The 17,466-nt window shown below is 71.6% G+C and carries 8 protein-coding genes and 3 tRNA genes; 6 read left to right on the top strand and 5 right to left on the bottom strand.

Annotation, left to right across the window (positions count from 1 at the left end):
* Window positions 1-21: 21 nt before the first annotated feature.
* Both O0S08_RS18125 and O0S08_RS18120 read right to left on the bottom strand, forming a co-directional pair.
* Entirely contained in the window at window positions 22-3,120 is a 3,099-nt protein-coding gene (locus O0S08_RS18125; RefSeq protein ID WP_269040426.1) for an NAD(P)-binding protein, read from the bottom strand.
* A 27-nt stretch (window positions 3,121-3,147) separates the two neighbouring features.
* Entirely contained in the window at window positions 3,148-7,047 is a 3,900-nt protein-coding gene (locus O0S08_RS18120) for a serine/threonine-protein kinase (protein WP_269040425.1), read from the bottom strand.
* 646 nt (window positions 7,048-7,693) lie between these two features.
* On the opposite strand from O0S08_RS18120, the gene O0S08_RS18115 reads away from it, so the two are divergent.
* The 3 genes from O0S08_RS18115 (at window position 7,694) to O0S08_RS18105 (ending at window position 7,996) form a co-directional block, all read left to right on the top strand.
* Window positions 7,694-7,780: transfer RNA gene (locus O0S08_RS18115), tRNA-Ser, on the top strand.
* 41 nt (window positions 7,781-7,821) lie between these two features.
* Window positions 7,822-7,905: transfer RNA gene (locus O0S08_RS18110), tRNA-Ser, on the top strand.
* A gap of 7 nt (window positions 7,906-7,912) precedes the next feature.
* Window positions 7,913-7,996, top strand: a tRNA-Ser gene (locus tag O0S08_RS18105).
* Between the two features lie 145 nt (window positions 7,997-8,141).
* Here the strand turns inward: O0S08_RS18105 and O0S08_RS18100 are convergent.
* Entirely contained in the window at window positions 8,142-9,116 is a 975-nt protein-coding gene (locus O0S08_RS18100) for a polysaccharide deacetylase family protein (protein ID WP_269040424.1), read from the bottom strand.
* Window positions 9,117-9,208: 92 nt separating this feature from the next.
* Here O0S08_RS18100 and O0S08_RS18095 point away from each other — a divergent pair, with 92 nt between their 5' ends.
* The 3 genes from O0S08_RS18095 to O0S08_RS18085 all read left to right on the top strand — a co-directional run bounded on the left by O0S08_RS18095 (window position 9,209) and on the right by O0S08_RS18085 (window position 14,254).
* A complete protein-coding gene (locus tag O0S08_RS18095) occupies window positions 9,209-10,267 on the top strand; it encodes a hypothetical protein (protein ID WP_269040423.1) in 1,059 nt (352 codons plus the stop codon).
* 591 nt (window positions 10,268-10,858) lie between these two features.
* On the top strand, window positions 10,859-12,277 hold the full coding sequence (locus O0S08_RS18090; RefSeq protein ID WP_269040422.1) for a DUF4215 domain-containing protein: 1,419 nt from the start codon (window positions 10,859-10,861) through the stop codon (window positions 12,275-12,277).
* 486 nt (window positions 12,278-12,763) lie between these two features.
* Window positions 12,764-14,254, top strand: a complete 1,491-nt coding sequence (locus tag O0S08_RS18085; RefSeq protein WP_269040421.1) for an NHL repeat-containing protein — start codon at window positions 12,764-12,766, stop codon at window positions 14,252-14,254.
* A gap of 132 nt (window positions 14,255-14,386) precedes the next feature.
* On the opposite strand, the gene O0S08_RS18080 is transcribed toward O0S08_RS18085, so the two are convergent.
* Entirely contained in the window at window positions 14,387-16,333 is a 1,947-nt protein-coding gene (locus tag O0S08_RS18080; RefSeq protein WP_269040420.1) for a serine hydrolase domain-containing protein, read from the bottom strand.
* 129 nt (window positions 16,334-16,462) lie between these two features.
* Window positions 16,463-16,873, bottom strand: a complete 411-nt coding sequence (locus O0S08_RS18075; protein ID WP_269040419.1) for a hypothetical protein — start codon at window positions 16,871-16,873, stop codon at window positions 16,463-16,465.
* Between the last annotated feature and the right edge of the window lie 593 nt (window positions 16,874-17,466).

Here is a 17,466-nt window from a genome sequence, read left to right as displayed (position 1 = left end):
GTAATGCCTCCTTCGTCGAGCTCAGAAGCCCGGCCGCCACACCGTGCGCGGTTCGTTGCTGATCGCTCGGGCGGCCAGCATGCCCGAGGTGGTCGCCGCCTCGACGCAGCCGCAGTTGAGATCGGTGCGGGTCCAGTCGCCGCACAGGAGGAGGCCCTTGACCCCCGATTCGGCCTGCCCGAGGCGCAGCGCGGTCGAACCCGGCTGGCTGAGGACGTACAGGTTCGACGGCTCGACGTCGGCGATCAAGTGCTGCCACGCCAGGCGCGCCGGACCCTCGAGCGGCTCGCCTTCGACCACCAGGTCGTCGAGGAAGCCGGCGAAGCTGCGCGGCGTGCGGGTGCCGTCGTAGAACTTCTGGTAGTTGTCGCCGAGCCACTGCGTGACCTTGGCGACCCACTGCGTCTGCATCCGCTGCGGGTAGTCGGACCCGCAGTCGGGCGGCAGCGGCGGCTTGCCGGCCACGGAGGCGCCGGTGAAGTACGACAGCAGGCGCGGACCCGGCGGCTGCCACTCCTCGTGGGCGATCAGCGGGGTGAAGTCGCCGTAGCTCGGCTCGGGCTGGGCGAAGCAGGTCAGCAGGCCGCGCTGCGCCCCGGCGATCAGGGCCCCGGCGTTCGGCTTCAGCCACAGCTGGAACGACAGCGTCTGCGTCAGGGCGGTGCTGTCGATCATCCGCTTCCACGCCGGATCGGCGTCGGGCCGCGCCGGCTGCGTCAGCGGCGAGTCGATCAGCGGCATCGCGCCGACCGGCACGCCGAGGACGCACAGGTCGAAGTCCTGCCCTTGCTCGAGCCGCACGGGGGTGGCCCTGGTGTTCTCGCTCGCGCGCCAGGAGTCGTAGAAGTCGATGTGCCGATCGCGGTACCAGTCGCCGTCGACGAGCTGCGACCAGTCCGGATCGCGCGGCCAGTCGTGCAGCTCGGGCGGGTTGTTGGCGAGGTCGCGGGCGACGAGCGGTTGATAGGCGCCCGGGCCGCCCTTGACCTCGCACTGTCGTTGCAAGTGCACGCGCACCAGGCGGCGGTGCTCGCCGCTGCCGTCGAGCTCGAGGCCGGTGACGGTGTGAAAGAAGTTGACCTCGGCGCCGAGCCGCTTGAGCGCCAGGTAGTACGGCGTCATCATCGTCTGGGCGCAGCTGTACTCGAAGCGGAAGGCCGGCGCGCCGCGGTAGCCGAGGCTCTCGAGCAAGAACCACCGCGTGGCCACGCCGGCCGCCAGGTTGGCCGGGCGCACGTCGGTGTCGAGCAGCTTGCAGGCGTCCTTGTGCGGGTCGGCGTTCTGGTGGGAGAACAGGGTCTCGTAGACCTGGTCGATGACCTCCCACGATTGGCCCGCGGGCTCGTGCAGGCCGTTGGCCTTGAGCCAGGCGCGGAAATCCCAGCCGTCGAGCTCGGACAGGCTGCTCACCGGATTCTTGAGCAGGCCGACGAAGATCGTCAGCATGGTGTCCGCGCCGGTCCACAGGAACCACAAATACGTCGACAGCGAGGTGTCCGCCTGCACCCTCGCCGCGAGGTCGTCGCGCACCTTCTCGACCTCGCCGGCGAACAGGTCGTCGACCCCGCCGAGGCCGACCTTCGCCAGGTCTTCCGCCGCGTGGGCGACGAGCCCGACGACCGCGCTGCGCAGCCGCTGCAGCACCGACTTGTGCCCGTCGAGCGCGTCGGCCAGGCCCTCGTGGGCGTCGGACATGACCTTGAAGTGATCGAGCACGCGCTTGGCCAGCGCCTCGACGGCCATGAGCAGCGCGTGCCCGCCGGTGGACGACGCGGTCGGCGACGGCAGCGGCGCCGCGGCCGACAGGCTCGGCAGCGGGCAGTACGACCATTCGCCATTGTGATGGACCATCAGGCCGTTGTAATTCTCCGGGTAGAACGCGTGCTGATACAGCGCCTCGCCGATCTCCGGGGTGGCGAAGCCGTCGTGGTAGGCGTCCTGCACCGCGGTGAAGGCGTTGTGATAGAAGCCGAGGAGCGCGTGCAGGCCGTGCTCCTCGACCCGCCAGGCCTTGCCGGGGTTGCGCCACGACTGGCACTTGCCGCCGAGGCGATAGCCGGTGGTGTAGAGCGAGACCTGGTAGCGATCGGTCTGACGCGCGAGGTACAGCGCGGTGACGCAGGCCGACGGCCCGCCGCCGAAAACCGCGACTTTGAGCTTGCGCGTGGCCGGCGGCCGCGGATAGTCGGCATGAGCGCACGACCCCGGCAACGAGATGCCCTGCGGGCAGCGGATCCGGAACGCGCCGAGCTCCGAGTCGAGCAGGCTCGGCACGCGATACGTACCCGGCGGGATGCCCTGCGGCGTCAGCGAGGCGCCGATCGTGATGGTGGCCGCGAGCGGCTGGATCGTCGCCCCCGGCTGGTCGGCCTCGAGGATGTTGTTGGCGGCCAGGAACGGCCCGGGGATCGGCGAGTTGAACGAGTTCGGATCGACGATGTGCAGCGCCTGCGAGATCGTCGGCTGCTCGAACAGCTGGCGGACGATCAGGAAGTTCTTCACGTCGGCCGACGACTGCGGACCGACCCCGGGGATCTCGGTGAACTCGCCGGTCGCCGCCGGCGTGCTCGCGCCCTTCGGCGTGACGGTGAATTGCACCTTCGGGGAGCCGTCGCCGACGACGTTGAGCGTCCCCATCTGCTTCTCCCACCCGTACATGTGCACGCCGAGCTCGCACGGCACGAGCTCGTTGAGGTAGAGCCGCGGCATGTAGATGAAGGGTCCCGGATAGGTGGCCTTCGGATCTTTCAGCTGCACCCACGGGACGCCGATGAGCAGCTCCTCGTAGTCCATGGTGCCGAACCAGGCGCGGAAAATCTCGTGGGAGAAGAACAGGTAGACCGGGTGATACTCGGCGGGCACGACCGGCTGCGGCGCCAGCTCGAGGCCGGCGGGCAACAATCGCCGCACCTGGTCCGCGGGCAATACGAGCACCGCGACGCGCGCGTCGAGGTTGCCCTTGGCCTCGTAGCCGGCGGCCGAGCCGGGGCCGGCGTTGGGGTGATTGAACAGCGACGCCAATTCGCCGGTGAGGGCGGCGGCGCGCGCATGGGCGTCGGTGCCGCCCGGGTTCCGAGAGAGGGCAATGGCCAATTCACGCGCTCGCGACAGGTCCTGCATCGCACTGCTCCAGTCCTGGTTTGTGGTCTACGTCTGCCGGTCGAAGCCCGGCGCGATCATGTCGGTGAATCGATCGGGGCGCACGACGCCCTGCTCCGCCATCCAGGCGTCGGCGGCGTGCTGCTGCGCGCTCCCCTCGTCGCCGCCGAGCAAGACTGCCAGGCGCCGGCGACAGGCCGCGAGGTCGCTGGCCATCGCCAGGCGCTCGAAGACGGCGACGGCGTGCCGCAGCTCCGAGATCGCAAGCTCGCTCGCCCCCTCGAGCGCGGCGGCGCTGGCGAGCGTGAGGTGGCCGTAGGCGTCCGACATCGGCAACGGCACGCGGAAGCACTGCTTGGCGGCGGTGCGGGCGATCTTGAGCAAGGGCGCCGGGTCCTGCGATTGCGCGGCGAGGGCCAGAGCGTTGGCGGCCCGCGAGCGGTAGAACTCGGCCTTCACGAACGGCACGCGGAAGAACGGGAATTTCTCGACCACCGCCGAGTCGATCTGGTTCTGCCGCCACGCCTCCGCCGCCTCGCCGCGGTAGCGCAGCAGCTCGGTCTGCTTCGACGCGCAATTGAAGAAGTGCGCCTCGAACCGCTTGGGCGCGTGGCGCCGGTACAGCTCGAGCTGCTCGTGCGCGGCGTCGACCTGGTCCTGGGCGAGGTAGACGTGGTTGCCGAGCACGCCGCGGGCGAAGCCCTCGACATAAGGATTGGGGCGCTCCGCACATTCGCGCAGCAGGCGGAACGCGACGTCGCCGAGCTCGCCGATCCGGCCGAGGTACAGCAGGACCATCATGCGATGGGCGTCCATCTGGGCGATCTCGTCCATGACGCCGGTGCACTGATCGCGCAGGATGGCGATGCCGCGCTCGTACGAGGCCATCGCCGGCTCGAAGCGGCACAGCATCTGATGCGCGCCGGCGCGGTACTGGGCCAGCATGCCGCGGACGTACGCGCTGGCCCGGATCTCCGCCGCGGCCTCGAGGCCGTCGAAGATCGCGGTCGCCTCGGCGTCGGCGGCGCCGCCCTTCATCAACGCCCGCAAGTAGGCCTCGTAGCCGATCGCCCGCGCGGCCCGCAGCGGATCGCCGCTCGACAGCGCCAGCCGCAGGTGACGGGCGTGGAACAGCGCCGAGCTGATGCCGTCGCTGTAGAGGAGGCCGCGCGTGGCGGTCCAGCAGACGTCGAGGCGCTGGGCGTCGAGCTCCGACAGGCGCCGCCCGCCGGGCGCCGGCAGCACCAGCTTGCGCGGGGCGAGCAACGCCCGCTGACCGAGCAATGCGGCGATCGTCGAGGCGGTGCCGCGCGGCAGCGACAGACCCACGCGCGGCAGCAGCTCCTCGAGCACCGCCCTGCCCTCGTCGTGGTGCCCGGTCGACAGGAAGTGCGCGGTCGCCAGGCGCAACCACTCGGTCCGCTGGGCCTCGCTGGCCATGGTGTCGTCGGCGTGCGCGGCGTCGGTGTAGACGCGCGCCGCGGCGTGCAGGCGGCCGGCGTTGGCCAGCGCCGCGGCCAGGTGCGCGCGCGTGTGCGTGGCCGTGGCGGCGTCGATGCCCCCGATCGACAGCGCGGCCCGGAACAGCTCGGCGGCCTGATCGAAGGCCAGCGCGCGCGCGGCCTCGAGGGCGGCCGCGAGGGTGAACTGGGTGGCCCGCTCGGCGTCGTTGGCGGCGCGGAAGTGGTGCGCCAGAGTGGCGGCGTCGGCCGAGCCGGTGCGCAGCAGCGCCTCGCCGATGGCGAGGTGGATCGCCGCCAGCTGCGACCCGTGCGATTCGGCGGCCTCCTGCGCCGCGGCCTCGCGCACGCGATCGTGATAAGTCTCGAGCACGTCGTCCTGCGACGAATCGGCGATCCGGATCAGGTGCTCGGCGCGCAGGCGGGCCAAAGTGCCGCGATCGACCGGACCCGCGGCGGCGCCGACGATGTCGACCGCGAGGCCGCGCGGCAATCTGCCGCCGGCGACCGCGAGCACCTCGACCAGCCGCTTGGCCGACAGCGGCAGGCGCTGCAGGTGCGTGCGCAGCAGGTTGTCGAGGCTGAGGCCGTCGTCGAGGCCGCCGTGGGCGAGCGCGTAGCGGACCAGCTCGCCGATGAAGAACGGGCTGCCGCCGGCCTCGCGGGCGATCCGCGTGGCCACGGGCTCGTCGACCGGACCGCCGAGCAGGCGCGCCGCGAGGGCCACCGATTGCTCGTCCGACAGCGGCCCGACCAGCACGCGGCGCAGGCCGATGTGGTCGGCCGCCTCGAGGCTCTTCCACAGGTGCGCCAGCGGGGCGCGGGTGGCCTCGGTGCCCTCGCGGTGGCTGCCGAGCAGCGTGATCGGCGGCGGGTGCCTGCGCAGCAGCACCGCCTCGAGGAACAGCACGCTGTCGAGGTCGGCCCACTGCAGGTCGTCGAGCGCCAGCACCACCGGCCGGCGCGCGGCGATCCGCGTCAGCACCTCCGCCAGCGAGTCGGCGGCGCGGCGGCGGACCTCGATCGGGTCGCAGGTCTCGATCCGCGCGTCGTCGACCGCGCGGATCGCCGGCACCGTGCGCAAGATCGGGAACAGGCGGGCCAGCGCCGCGAGGTCGTCGGGGCGGGCGATCGCGGTCGCGTCGGCGTCGGTGTTGCAGAGGTACAGGCTCAGCGCGTCGATCGCCGAGTCGAGGGCCTTGAACGGGATCGACTCGCGCTCGGAGCAGCTGCCCGAGAACGCGACCACGCTGTCCTCGCGGCGGACGACGTCGAGGACGTGCTCGACCAGCGTCGTCTTGCCGAAGCCCGACGGCCCGCTGACGAACACGGCCCCCGTGCGGCCGGTCTGGACCAGCTGGTCGCGCAGCAGGCGGGCCTCGTGTTCGCGCCCGAGGAGGCCCTGGACCGTGAGCTCGATCGCCACCAGGTCGCCGCGGCCGAGCCGCACCAGCACGTCGCCGGCGTTCGGACGCGCCGCGGGGTCGCGGGCCAGCAGGTCGACGCACAGTTGATCGAGGTGCGGCGGCACGCTCGGGTGCCGCCGCGACGGGGGCTCCGGCGCCTCCATCAACTTGCGCTCGAACACCTCGACCAGGGTGCGGCCGGCGTGGCGCGACGCGCCGCCCAGACACTCCCACAGCACCTCGCCGACGGCGTACCAGTCGGCGGCCGGCCCGGCGTCGTCGGAGCGGACGACCTGCTCCGGGGCCATGTAGAGCGGCGTGCCGAGCAGCGGCGCGTTCTCGCCGAGGCTGTCGAACGAGGCGACCCGGCTCTCGCGCACGAGGCCGAGGTCGAGCACGACCACGCGGCCCGCGGGGGTGATCATCACGTTCGACGGCTTGATGTCGCGGTGGACCAGGCCGTGGCGGTGCACGCACGACAGGCCGCACGCGAGGCCGACCAGGGCGTCCTGCAATCGTCGCAGCCCGGCCTCGTCGAGCGGGCCCTCGTCCGTCCCCTCCTCGCGCACCGCGCTGACGAAGTGGGCGCCGCGCAGCAGCTCCATGGTGAAGAACGCCAGGCCCTGGCCGCCGCCGTCGTCGACGTGCACGAGGTCGTAGAGCGCGACGATGTTCGGGTGGACCACCGCCGACAGCGAGCGGAACTCCCGCTTGAAGCGATACAGCCGCTCCGGGCTGGTGCCGCGAATGATCTTGAGCGCGACCGTGGTGCCGTCGGGCGCCAGCGCCTCGAACACCTGGCCCATGCCGCCCATCCCGAGCGGTCGCACCAGCTCGTGGCGGCCGATGTTCATCGGCATCGCCCGCGCCTCGAACACGCTCGAGTCCTGCGACGACGTCGAGTCGAGGTGCGCGGGCACGCGGGCCCTGCCGGTCGGGCCGTCCCCGGTCATGCCGGCGCTCGGACCGTCGACGGTGTCGGAGTCGACCGTGGCCGCGTGGCCGAAATCACCGCGCTTTGCCGCGCCGCCGGCGGTGTCACCCTCCCTGGGCCCGGGCGATCCGCCGCCGTGGACTGCCATGCGACCTATGCGTACCCCAACGCCCCAGCCGGCGTCAACGGCCGCGCCCGGGGCAAAATCAGCGCTGGACGCAGGCGTCTGCCGCCATCGACGCGGCCCCGAGATTCGCGACCGTGACGCGCCCGGCACGAAGTCCGCCGCGCCGTCGGCGAACTCGACGACGCGCCCCGCGAGCGGGCGCGCTCGATCGTGCGCACCCCGGCGACGCCGACCACCGGCGGGCGCCTCGCGCGAATCATCACAGTACGCGCGGCGCCCCAGCCATCATTGCCCTCCCCCCAATTGCGCCGGCGAAAGGTCGCACGAATTATGCGACGCTCGCTTGACGGCCGGACGCACCCATGATAAATCGTCCGCATGTTCCCTCGTCGCAGCGACCGGACCCGGAGTCGTCGATCCGCCAGCGGATTCGCGCGCTCCAGTTCGCCGTCACGCTAGCGTGGGCGCCCGTTCGGCGCTCACGCGTCGGCGGCTCGAAAGGCGGCACAGGCCCTCTCCGCGGGTGTTTCGCGGGCCTTCGCCCTCCCTCATGCGATCGCGCATGAGCGGGCGGCGAGGCCGCGCGGAGGCTCGTCCGGCGCTCCTGCGATCCTCGAATCGCGGGTGCGCCGGGGTCCCGCGATACGGAGCGGGCTCGTGCGAATATGGAAGGATGGCCGAGAGGCAAGGCTCCGGGGTGCTAACCCGTGGACGGGCCTGAAAACCCGCGCGCGTTCGATCCGCGCTCCTTCCGTCGATCTCCGCCGCGAGCCGCCAATACAACTTCGTCCATTCGGAGCGGTCGTCCAGCGGCCTAGGACACCAGCTTGGAAAGCTGGCGGGCTCACGCCTGCGGGGGTTCGAATCCCTCCCGCTCCGCGCATTTGGGAGAGCGGCCATTTGGTTTGGCAAACGGTCCCGAAAACCGTCGCGGGTAACACCGTAGCAGGTTCGATTCCTGTCTCTTCCGTCGATTGTCAGCAGTACGGCACCGCCGGCGCGGACCTCGTCCTCGCCGTCCTCCCCACCCTTCTCAGGAGCCCGAAGACCCGTAATCAGGCGGATCGACCGCCGCGTGCGTGCGCCCCGCCGCACCGCTGGCGCGTCGTCGGCCGTCACTGGCTCGCCTCGAACAGCTGCTGCACGAACCCCGGCGGCTCCGGCTCCGCCTTCCAGTCGACCTGCTTGCGCCCGCGCGTCCAGTCCCAGCGGTACAGCCACGACACCCCCGACCGGCCCGTGAAGTGATCGGGCTCGCGGTAGGCCGGGTCGGTCAACGCCTCGTCCAGGGTGATGAAGCGATAGCCGCGGCCGCGATAGATCGCCACGATCTCGTCGAAGTATGCGGCGTTGATCTCGTTGGCGTGGAGCAGCAGCACGTGGCGGATCGGCCGGCCGAACAGCGCCGTCGTCGCCTCCTCGTGGAACTTCAGCGCCGCCGCCATCGACGCCACGAACGCCTCGCCGACCCGGCGCATCGTCGCCTCGTCGCCGCGCGACTTCGCGTCGGTGTAGACGAAGTTGTAGAGCCAGTCCGAGTTGTCGATCGTCACCGGCGCGACCGTGTAGTCGCGCTCGGCCAGGAAGCGGTCGACCTCCGCGCGGCTCGCCAGCGACGCGCCCGTGTGCAGGTACGGGTGGCGGAACCACCGCAGGCCCAGGCCGAGCGTCGCGTTGAGCGCCCGGACGTCCGGCTCGCCGCGGACGATGTCGGCCTCGTACTCGGCCACCGGCGTCTCGTGCAGCGACGGGTGGGAGAACGTGTGGTTGCCGAGCTCCACCCCGGCCTCCGTCCACAGCCGCAAGATCCGCAGGCGCCCCGGCTTCTCTGGCCCGTCGGACAGCTTCGACGCGTTGACGAACCCCACCACCGGCACCGCCGCCTCGCGGAAGTGACCCAGCAGCGCGCGCGTCATCGCCTCGGTGCGCGCGAGCTCGAGGTCGCGGCCGCCGACGATCAGATCGTCGAACGTCACCGCCACCGCGGGCATGTCGGTCGTCGTGCTCGTGGGCGCCGTCACTGGCGCCTGCGCCGGCGTGCACGCGATCACGAGGGTGAGCAGGGCGACGACACGGGGGCTCGGCGGCACCGCGCGACCATACCAGGCGGGGCTCGTCGCCGGTGAGACGTCGTGCACGTCGCCCGCGTGGCCGTCCGCGGCGACGGCGATAAGAACAGAGCATGCAGCTTCGCCTCGCCTCGCTCGCCCTGTCGTTCTCGTCGCTCGTGTGCGCTTGCGTCGGCGACCACGACGGCGGCGGAGCCAGCGCGACCGCCACCGTCGGGATCACCACCGTCATGCCCGGCAGCGGCCTTGCGACCTTGCCCGACCTGCAGCCGACCGACGGGGCCGGCGACAGCGAAGCCACCGACGGCAGCGGGACGAGCGCTGGCGGGACCACGGACCTCCTCAAGCTCGACCTCGGGGACTCGGCCGACTTCGGCGCGGCGAACGAGGTCGGCTGCGAATTCATCGACGTCCTGTTCGTCGTCGACATCTCGGCCTCGATGAACGAGGAGAAGACCAACCTCGACGCCAACTTCCCCGACTTCGTCAACGTCCTCGACGCCTACGTCGGCGACCCGAGCAACGAGGCCGCCGGCTATCGCCTCGGCGTCACCAACTCCTCGATCGTCGCCAACAAGGCCGGCAAGTCGACCATGGGCCTCGACGGCGCCCTGTTCGACGGCGACAACCTGTTCGACGACGACTGCGACATGGGCGGCAAGCTGTGGATCGACGGCCCCGACCCGAAGGTCGCCCCGACCTTCAGCTGCCTCGCGCCCGACCCGAAGGCGGGTTGCAACCTCTGCACCGACCTCGGGCGCGAGCGGCCGCTCGACGCCATCGAGATGTTCCTCGCCAAGCTGGCCCCCGGCGGCGTCAACGAGGGCTTTTACCGCGGCGACGCCTCGCTCCTGGTGATCGTCATCCTCACCGACGAGGACGACGACGTCGACAACAGCACCACCACCCCGGCCGAGACCAAGGCCGCCCTCGACGAGTTCGTCGGCGGCGACGAGCGCTACGTCGTCGTCACCATCGCCGGCCCGCAGGCGGCCGCCTGCGACTCGGTGTTCGGCAGCGCCGACCCGGCGCCGACCCTGCACGCCTTCACCTCCATGGTCCCGAACGGCATGCTCGGCGACATCTGCCAGGGCGACCTGGCCCAGGCGCTCGACCAGGCGCTCGCGCTGATCCAGCTGTCGTGCGACACCCTCCCGCCGCCCGTCGGCTGATGCATGATCTCGAGGACATGTCCTCTCAAACATGTCCTTTGCGTTCACTCCCGCCCACGGCACCTGGCCGCCGGCGCGAGCCGCCCATCCGGGCGTCCCCCTCGGCCCGCCACATGTCCCCGAGGACAGGACCTTTCAAGCATCATCCTTCGCGTCCATCACCGCCTCACGGCCGCCGACGCGGACCAGCCCGTTCGTCCCCTCGACAGGGGGCGCCTTCGACGGCCACACGGCGCGGAGTGGCCGCGAGCGCTTCAGGACATGGCCCCTTAGCCATGTCTTTGAAGACATGTCTCATGCTTTGAGAATGACGACTCCACCCCGCGCTGCCGTCCGCCGGCCGCGGACGATCTGCCGCGCGTCCGCGCCTACGCGGGCCTGGCCCCCATGCCGACGCGGACGTCGGCGGGCAGACGCCCGCTCGCCCGCCGCCGCGTGCTCGGCGAGTTCGTCGCGCGCCACGTGCGGCAGAACAGCGCTCTTCGCCCCTGCGCGTGGCCGCGCCACCGATCGTCGCACTCGCACGCACGCCCGCGCCGACCCCCTCTGAGGGCGCTGTCCAGCCCGAGAGCGCGCCGATAGACCGCGAAGATGCGACTGCTACGCGCCCCACGAATTCGTGCGATTTCGTCGTTCCTCCTGCTCCTCGCCGCCTGCAGCGACAGCGGCGGCGGCCCGCTCGATCCCTCTGCCACCGACGCCTCGACCACCAGCGTCGACGGCACCAGCACCGCGCCGGGGACCACCGCCGAGCCCACGACCGCGGTGCCGACCACCTCCGACGCGACCACCTCGACCGCGACCTCGACCTCGACCTCGACCACCGACCCCGGCACGAGCACGGGCCCCGCGTGTCCTGCCGGCGACGAGGGCTGTCCGTGCGACGGCGGCGCCTGCGGCGAGGGTCTCGTGTGCGAGGACGAGATGTGCGTCCCGCTGGAGGCGAGCTGCGGCGACGGCAAGGTCGACCCCGGCGAGGCCTGCGACGACGGCAACACCGTCGACACCGACGCCTGCACGGCCGTGTGCGCCGAGGCGGTCTGCGGCGACGGCATCGTCCAGGAGGGCGTCGAGGCCTGCGACGACGGCAACGGCGACGACGGCGACGACTGCACCGCGACGTGCGCGCTCGCCAGCTGCGGCGACGGCGTGGTGCAGGCCGGCGAGGCCTGCGACGACGGCAACGACGACGACACCGACGACTGCCTCGCCACCTGCATGGTCGCCACCTGCGGCGACGGGGCCGTCCACGCCGACGTCGAGGAGTGCGACGACGGCGACGCCGACGACACCGACGAGTGCCCCTCGACCTGCCTCGCGGCCGAGTGCGGCGACGGCTTCGTCCAGGCCGGCGAAGAGGCCTGCGACGACGGCAACGACGACGATACCGACGCCTGCCTCGCCACCTGCGAGGCCGCCAGCTGCGGTGACGGCCTCGTCCAGGCCGGCGTCGAGGAGTGCGACGACGACAACGACGTCGACACCGACGCCTGCGTCGCCTGCAAGACCGCGACCTGCGGCGACGGCTTCGTCCAGGCCGGCGAAGAGGAGTGCGACGACGGCAACAACGTCGACGGCGACGGCTGCGAGGGCGACTGCACGCTCGCGTGCGGCAACGACTGCTGGGGCGACAGCGGCTGCATGACCGCCGGCGGCCGCTGCATCCGCTTCACCTGCACCCCCGGCAACTCCTCGGCCACCGCCTGCGACAGCTGCTTCGGCTGGACCCCGATCAGCTACGACGAGTGGCTGAACCAGGGCTACTGCAGCGACGTGATCGCCAAGTACCGCTCGGTCCACAACACCGAGACCCGCTGCGGCCAGGCCCCCATGTGCTGCAGCGACCCCGCTGCCTGCGGCGGCGGCGACAACGCCTGGCACTTCCACGACGGCGCCAACAACCGCTTCGTCGGCCCCTGCCTCGGCTGCCAGAACGACGTCAACTGCACCTACTGGAACGGCACCGACAACGGCACCTACACGCGCATCACTGCCTGCGAGCGCCTGTGATCCGCATGTCCGCCGGGACATGCTCGATAGGGCATGCCCTGGCGGACAGCTCTTTCGGCCGCCCCGCAGTGGATCGCCCGCCGAGTTCCCCGTCGATGCACCTGGCGCGAATCGCTCCCCACCCGGTCGCCCACGGCCATCGCCCCGGGCAGATCCACTCTGCCACGCGAGCGATTGCGAGCGCGTCGTCGGCCACTCTGGTGACCGTGGAGATCGCCGGACCCTCAGGGACGCCCTCGAGGGCCCAATGCACGGGCCGACAGGCCGCGGGCGAAGGAGCCCTTCGTGACACGATCCTCGTGTCCGGCCCCAAGAGACAGGTCCATGCGGCGGCCCTCGGGCCGTACCGGGTTTATCCCTACTCGTACCTGCGCTCACTGGTGGTCCTCGTGGCGCCGAATTAGAGAGGATTCACTCACTTCCGATCGCGAGAAACCACGGGCCTGGCGCTGCCGGATCGCCGGGTGCATCCGCCACAATCGCTGCATGACTTCGAAGACCAGGCGGTGGCTCGTCCTCCCGGTGGTGGTGGGGCTCGCGGGATGCGGTGATTCCGGCAACACCACGGCCAGCGACTCCGGCACCATGACGCAAGGCACCGTCGACCCGACGGGCACGCCGACGGGCACCACGCCGACGATGGGCGGCACCGCGACCGACACTGACGTCACGGCCGGGTCGATGACGAACGGGATGACGATGTCGACCACGGACACGCCGACGAGCACGGTCGGGCCGACGACCTCGACCACCGGCCCGACCACCTCGACGACGGACACGACGACGACCACCACCACCGCCGCGACCGCCACCGACACGACCGCCGGGCCCGGCACCGACAGCACCGGCATGACGACCGGCGGCGTGTGTCGACCGGGCGAGACCGACGGCATGGGCATGGCGGAGAAGAGCTACATCTTCATCCCCAGCGAGAACCTCGACGACGTCGCCAAGGTCAACACCCAGACCTTGATCGAGGAGGCGCGCTACAAGATCGGCCCCGGGGGCGAGAGCGCCTCGCGCACGGCCGTCAGCGCCGACGGCCGCTATGTCGTCGTCAACAACCGCCAGACCGGGCGCAGCACCATGCTCGCGGCCAACGTCGAGGACTGCGTCGACACCAACGCCAACGGCATGATCGACACCTCGCAGAACTCGGGCGACGTGCGCCCGTGGGGCCAGGACGAGTGCATCCTGTGGCAGATCCAGTGGCCGTACGGCGGCGCCTGGGACGACGGCCCGCGCGGCGTCACCTGGACCCCCGGCACCTGGGATCCGGTGCAGTGCAAGTACGTCGACCCCAAGGTGTGGATCGGCTACATGGCCCAGGATCAGACCAGCGTGCACCTCGTGCGCGTCGCGGTCGACGGCACGGTCGAGGAGACGATCGTCGTGCCCGGCTGGAACGGCAGCGGCTTCGCGCCCTACGGCGCCGCGCTCGACCCCGACTTCAAGCCGTGGTTCTCGTCGCTGCGCGGCGAGTTCGTGCGCGTCAACACCGACGTGAACCCGATCACCGTCGACCGCTTCACCCCGCCCGGCAACGTGCAGTCGTACGGCTTCACCGTCGATCCCGACGGCCACCCGTGGTTCGGCGGCAACTGCGGCCCGATCACCCGCTTCGACCCCGACACGCAGACCTACACCGCGATCCCCGGGACCGAGACCGGCTGCTGGCGCGGCGTCACGGCCGACAAGAACTTCACGTGGGTCGCCAACAACTCGCCGTGCGCCCTGGCCCAGGTCGACCGCATGACCAACACCCTCGTCGCCCAGCACAACACCAACCCGTGCAGCACCGCGATCGGCCTCAGCGTCGACATCGAAGAGTTCGTGTGGCTGGTCGACATGGGCGGCTGGGCCTGGAAGATCGACCCCGACAACGTCCCGGCGATGCAGCAGGTCATGGTGCCCGGCAGCCACTACGTCTATTCCGACATGACGGGCGGCCAGCTGAAGAGCATCCTCCCGCAGTGATGTGCAGTGCGTCCGGCGAGCGCGCGCTCTCGTGCTCGCCTGTGGACGCGACGATCGGCGAGCGCGCTCACTCGCGATGCATCCGCGACGCGATCGGCCCCGCCATGACGGCGCGGACGCTGTCGCGGTCGGTCACTCCTCTTCGACCTGCTCGCGCGGTCGATCGCAGCGATCGCGCGGCGCCGGCGACACGCTGAATTGCCCGAGCCGTCCCTCGGCGTCGAGCTTCCCGGCGACCAGCCGCAATTCGCGGGTCCCGCAGCGGAGCTTGAACACGGCGCTCGCCGAGCGCACGGCCTCGACCTCGCCGAGCGAGCAGGTCGCGTGCTCGGGGTTCGCGCGGTCGAGGAATTGGCGGAAGCCCTCGCGGGCGAAGTGCCTGGCGAACAGGGCGGCGAAGCGCTCCGGATCCCACTTCGTCAGCAGCTCGACGCTCTGCCGGGCGGCGGCGACGATCGTGGGATCGGCCGGCACGCCTCGCGCCGCCACGTCGATGCCCCCGATCCCCGGCGACCGCGACGTCGTCATTCGGACCTCGAGCGACAGCTCGCCGCGCTCGCAGGTCGCGGCGTAGCCCGCGAGATCGGGCGCCAGAGTGCGCGTGCGGGTCCAGTCGCGACACGTGCCCACCGTCGCCCGCGCCCACGCCAGCTCCTGCTCGAGATGCTTGAGCCCGCCGCTCCGCTCGAAGTGCAGCGACGCGAGCGGCCGGGCTCGCTCGGCGTCCCACGCGGTCAGCAGCCCGGTGACCCGCTCGACCGTTGCGGTGAGCGCGGGCAGCGGCACCGGCTCGCGTCGCGCGAGCGCGCCGGTGTCGTCGAGCACCGCGAGCAGATCGGCCGCCAGCCGCTCGATCGGCGCCCCGTTGCGATTGGCGAGCAGGACCACGCCGACGCCGCGCTGCGGCAGCAGCCGGATCGCCGAGCGATAGCCGTCGGTGCCGCCCGTGTGCGCGAGCACGTGCTCGAACCGGCAGTCCTGCACCACGCTCCAGCCCAGCCCCTGCGCGCCCAGCTCGACCCGCGGCTCCGGCGTCGGCGTGTGGACCTTGAAGCCCATCACGTGGCCCGCCCGGGCCATCTCGCGCAGGCTCGAGCGGCGCACCGGGCCGGCTTCGAGCCCGTCGCGCGCGGGCCAGGCGTCGAGGTGAAACGCGGCGAAGCGCGCCAGGTCGGCGATGTCGAGGTAGAGCGCGCCGGCGCCGGCGCTGGCCCCGTGGTTCCAGTGCTCCTGGCGGACGAAGCGGTCGGCCTTGCGCGTGTAGCCGGTGGCCAGGCGCGGGCCGGCCTGCGCGGCCGACCACGCCGCGTGCTCGAGCCCCAGCGGCTGCAGCAACGTCCGGTCGAGCACCCGCCTGTACTCGTCGCCGGCCGCGGCCTCGATCACCAGGCCGAGGAGCCCGAACCCGAGGTTCGAGTACGAGTAACTCGCGGCCGGATCGCTGCGCAAACCGAACTGCTCGAGCGAGTCGACGATCTCGGCGCGGTCCGGCGGATCGTGCGGATCGGTGTAGTCGAAGTCGCCGAGCCGCGGCAGGCCGGAGGTGTGCATCAGCAGGTCGCGGATCGTGATCCGCCGCGCGTCGGCGGTCGGATAGACCACGCGCGCGAGCTCGGGGACGTGGCGGCTCGCCGGATCGTCGAGGGACAGCTTGCCCTGATCGCGGAGCCCCAGGATCGCGGTCGCAGTGAACAACTTCGTCAGCGAGGCGATCCGAAACACCGTGTGTTCGGTGACGGGTGCCCCGCTGTCGAGGTCGGCCACGCCCACGCCGACGAACAGCGCGAGCTCGCCGTCGAGGACCACGCCGACGGCCAGCCCCGGCAGCTCCTCGTCGGCCGCGAACGCCTCGACGCGGCGCCGCAGCTCGGGGAACGTGGCCGCGAGCCGCTCGCGTCGCCGCGGATCGGCGAACACCGGCGCCGCGTCGTGGCGCACCCGCATCTCCGGCTCCGGCGTGCTGTTCTCTGCGACCGCGACCGCCGGGCCTGGCGGGGTCGTGGGCGCAGGCTTGCAGGCCGCGGCGAGGCACGCCCCCAGCGCGAGGGCCCGTCGCGCCGCGCCTCGCCTCGCATCCATGGGATCACGAACATCAAGCCAACTCATTCCGGCAGGGTATCACGGCAGGTCTCGAGCGACTCGCTACGTGCCGACGGCGGCGCTCGAACCTCGATCCGCGCGACCGCGAGAATTGCGGCACCCCGTCGCTCAGGTCGAGCCGGACGACTCCTCGTCCAGCTGACAGGGCGCGGACGGATACGGGCAGAGTTCGTGCGGGACCGAATCCTCGATGCATTTCCAGCGGCCGTCGACACAGGCCGGATTCACGACACCGTCAGCACAAAAACCCGGCTGGTCATCCACCACGATGCACATGGCGCACTGGAGCGGCACCTCGGGGCCGGGGAACTCGCCGTCTTCGCAGGCCAGGGGTGACGCCGTCTCACCGCTGTCGCTGCCGGTCGGACTCTCGGTGGTCGTGCCCGTCCCCGTGGCGCCCGTCGTGCCCGTCACCGTGGCGCCCGTCGTCGTGCTCGTCCCGGCGCCTGTCTCGTCGGCCTCGGTCGTGCTCGGCCCGCCGGTCTGCCCCCCGCAGGCGACGAGGATCATCAAAGGCATGAGCCAGAGAGTTCGAGAGCCCACCACCATCGCCGACTCAATTTACACCCCGCGGCCCCGGCGACGGCGCGATGCAGCCGGCGGCCCGACAGCGGCTTCACGCGCCGCGCCGCGTGCGGACGCCGCAGCGCGTCGCCCGGGGTGACGAGACCTCGTGGCCCCAGCTCCGGAGGCCGCGGTCACCGGGTCCGGAGTCGACGGACCGCCCGCGATCCACGCGGCCGGCCCGCTCGCCCGGCGACGGGGCGGTCGAGGATGGACATGCTCTCAAGGACATGCTCTCGAGAACATGTCCTTTAAATCAACCTGTGAACGAGCCGAGCCATCCGTGGCGACGCGGCCGAGCGCCGTCGGGACCGCGACGGCCCGACCTCGCCGCTCGAGGTCCCATGTCCGCCCGGATTGGTTCAGCCCCGGCTCGTCCTCGCGGCGCACCGCTCGCTCGCTCGTCACTGCAGCCCCTGCCCGCGGGTCGCGTGGGCGATCGGGCCTCGACGTTCCTCACGGCGCTCGACCGACACACTCGACGCACCACCCCGAGAGGTCGAGCACGACGACGCCGACAGGACGGATTGCGGCTCCGGAGCATCGCC

Source organism: Nannocystis punicea (assembly GCF_026965555.1).
Classification (GTDB): domain Bacteria; phylum Myxococcota_A; class Polyangia; order Nannocystales; family Nannocystaceae; genus Nannocystis; species Nannocystis punicea.
This window is presented reverse-complemented; position numbering and strand designations above follow the sequence as displayed.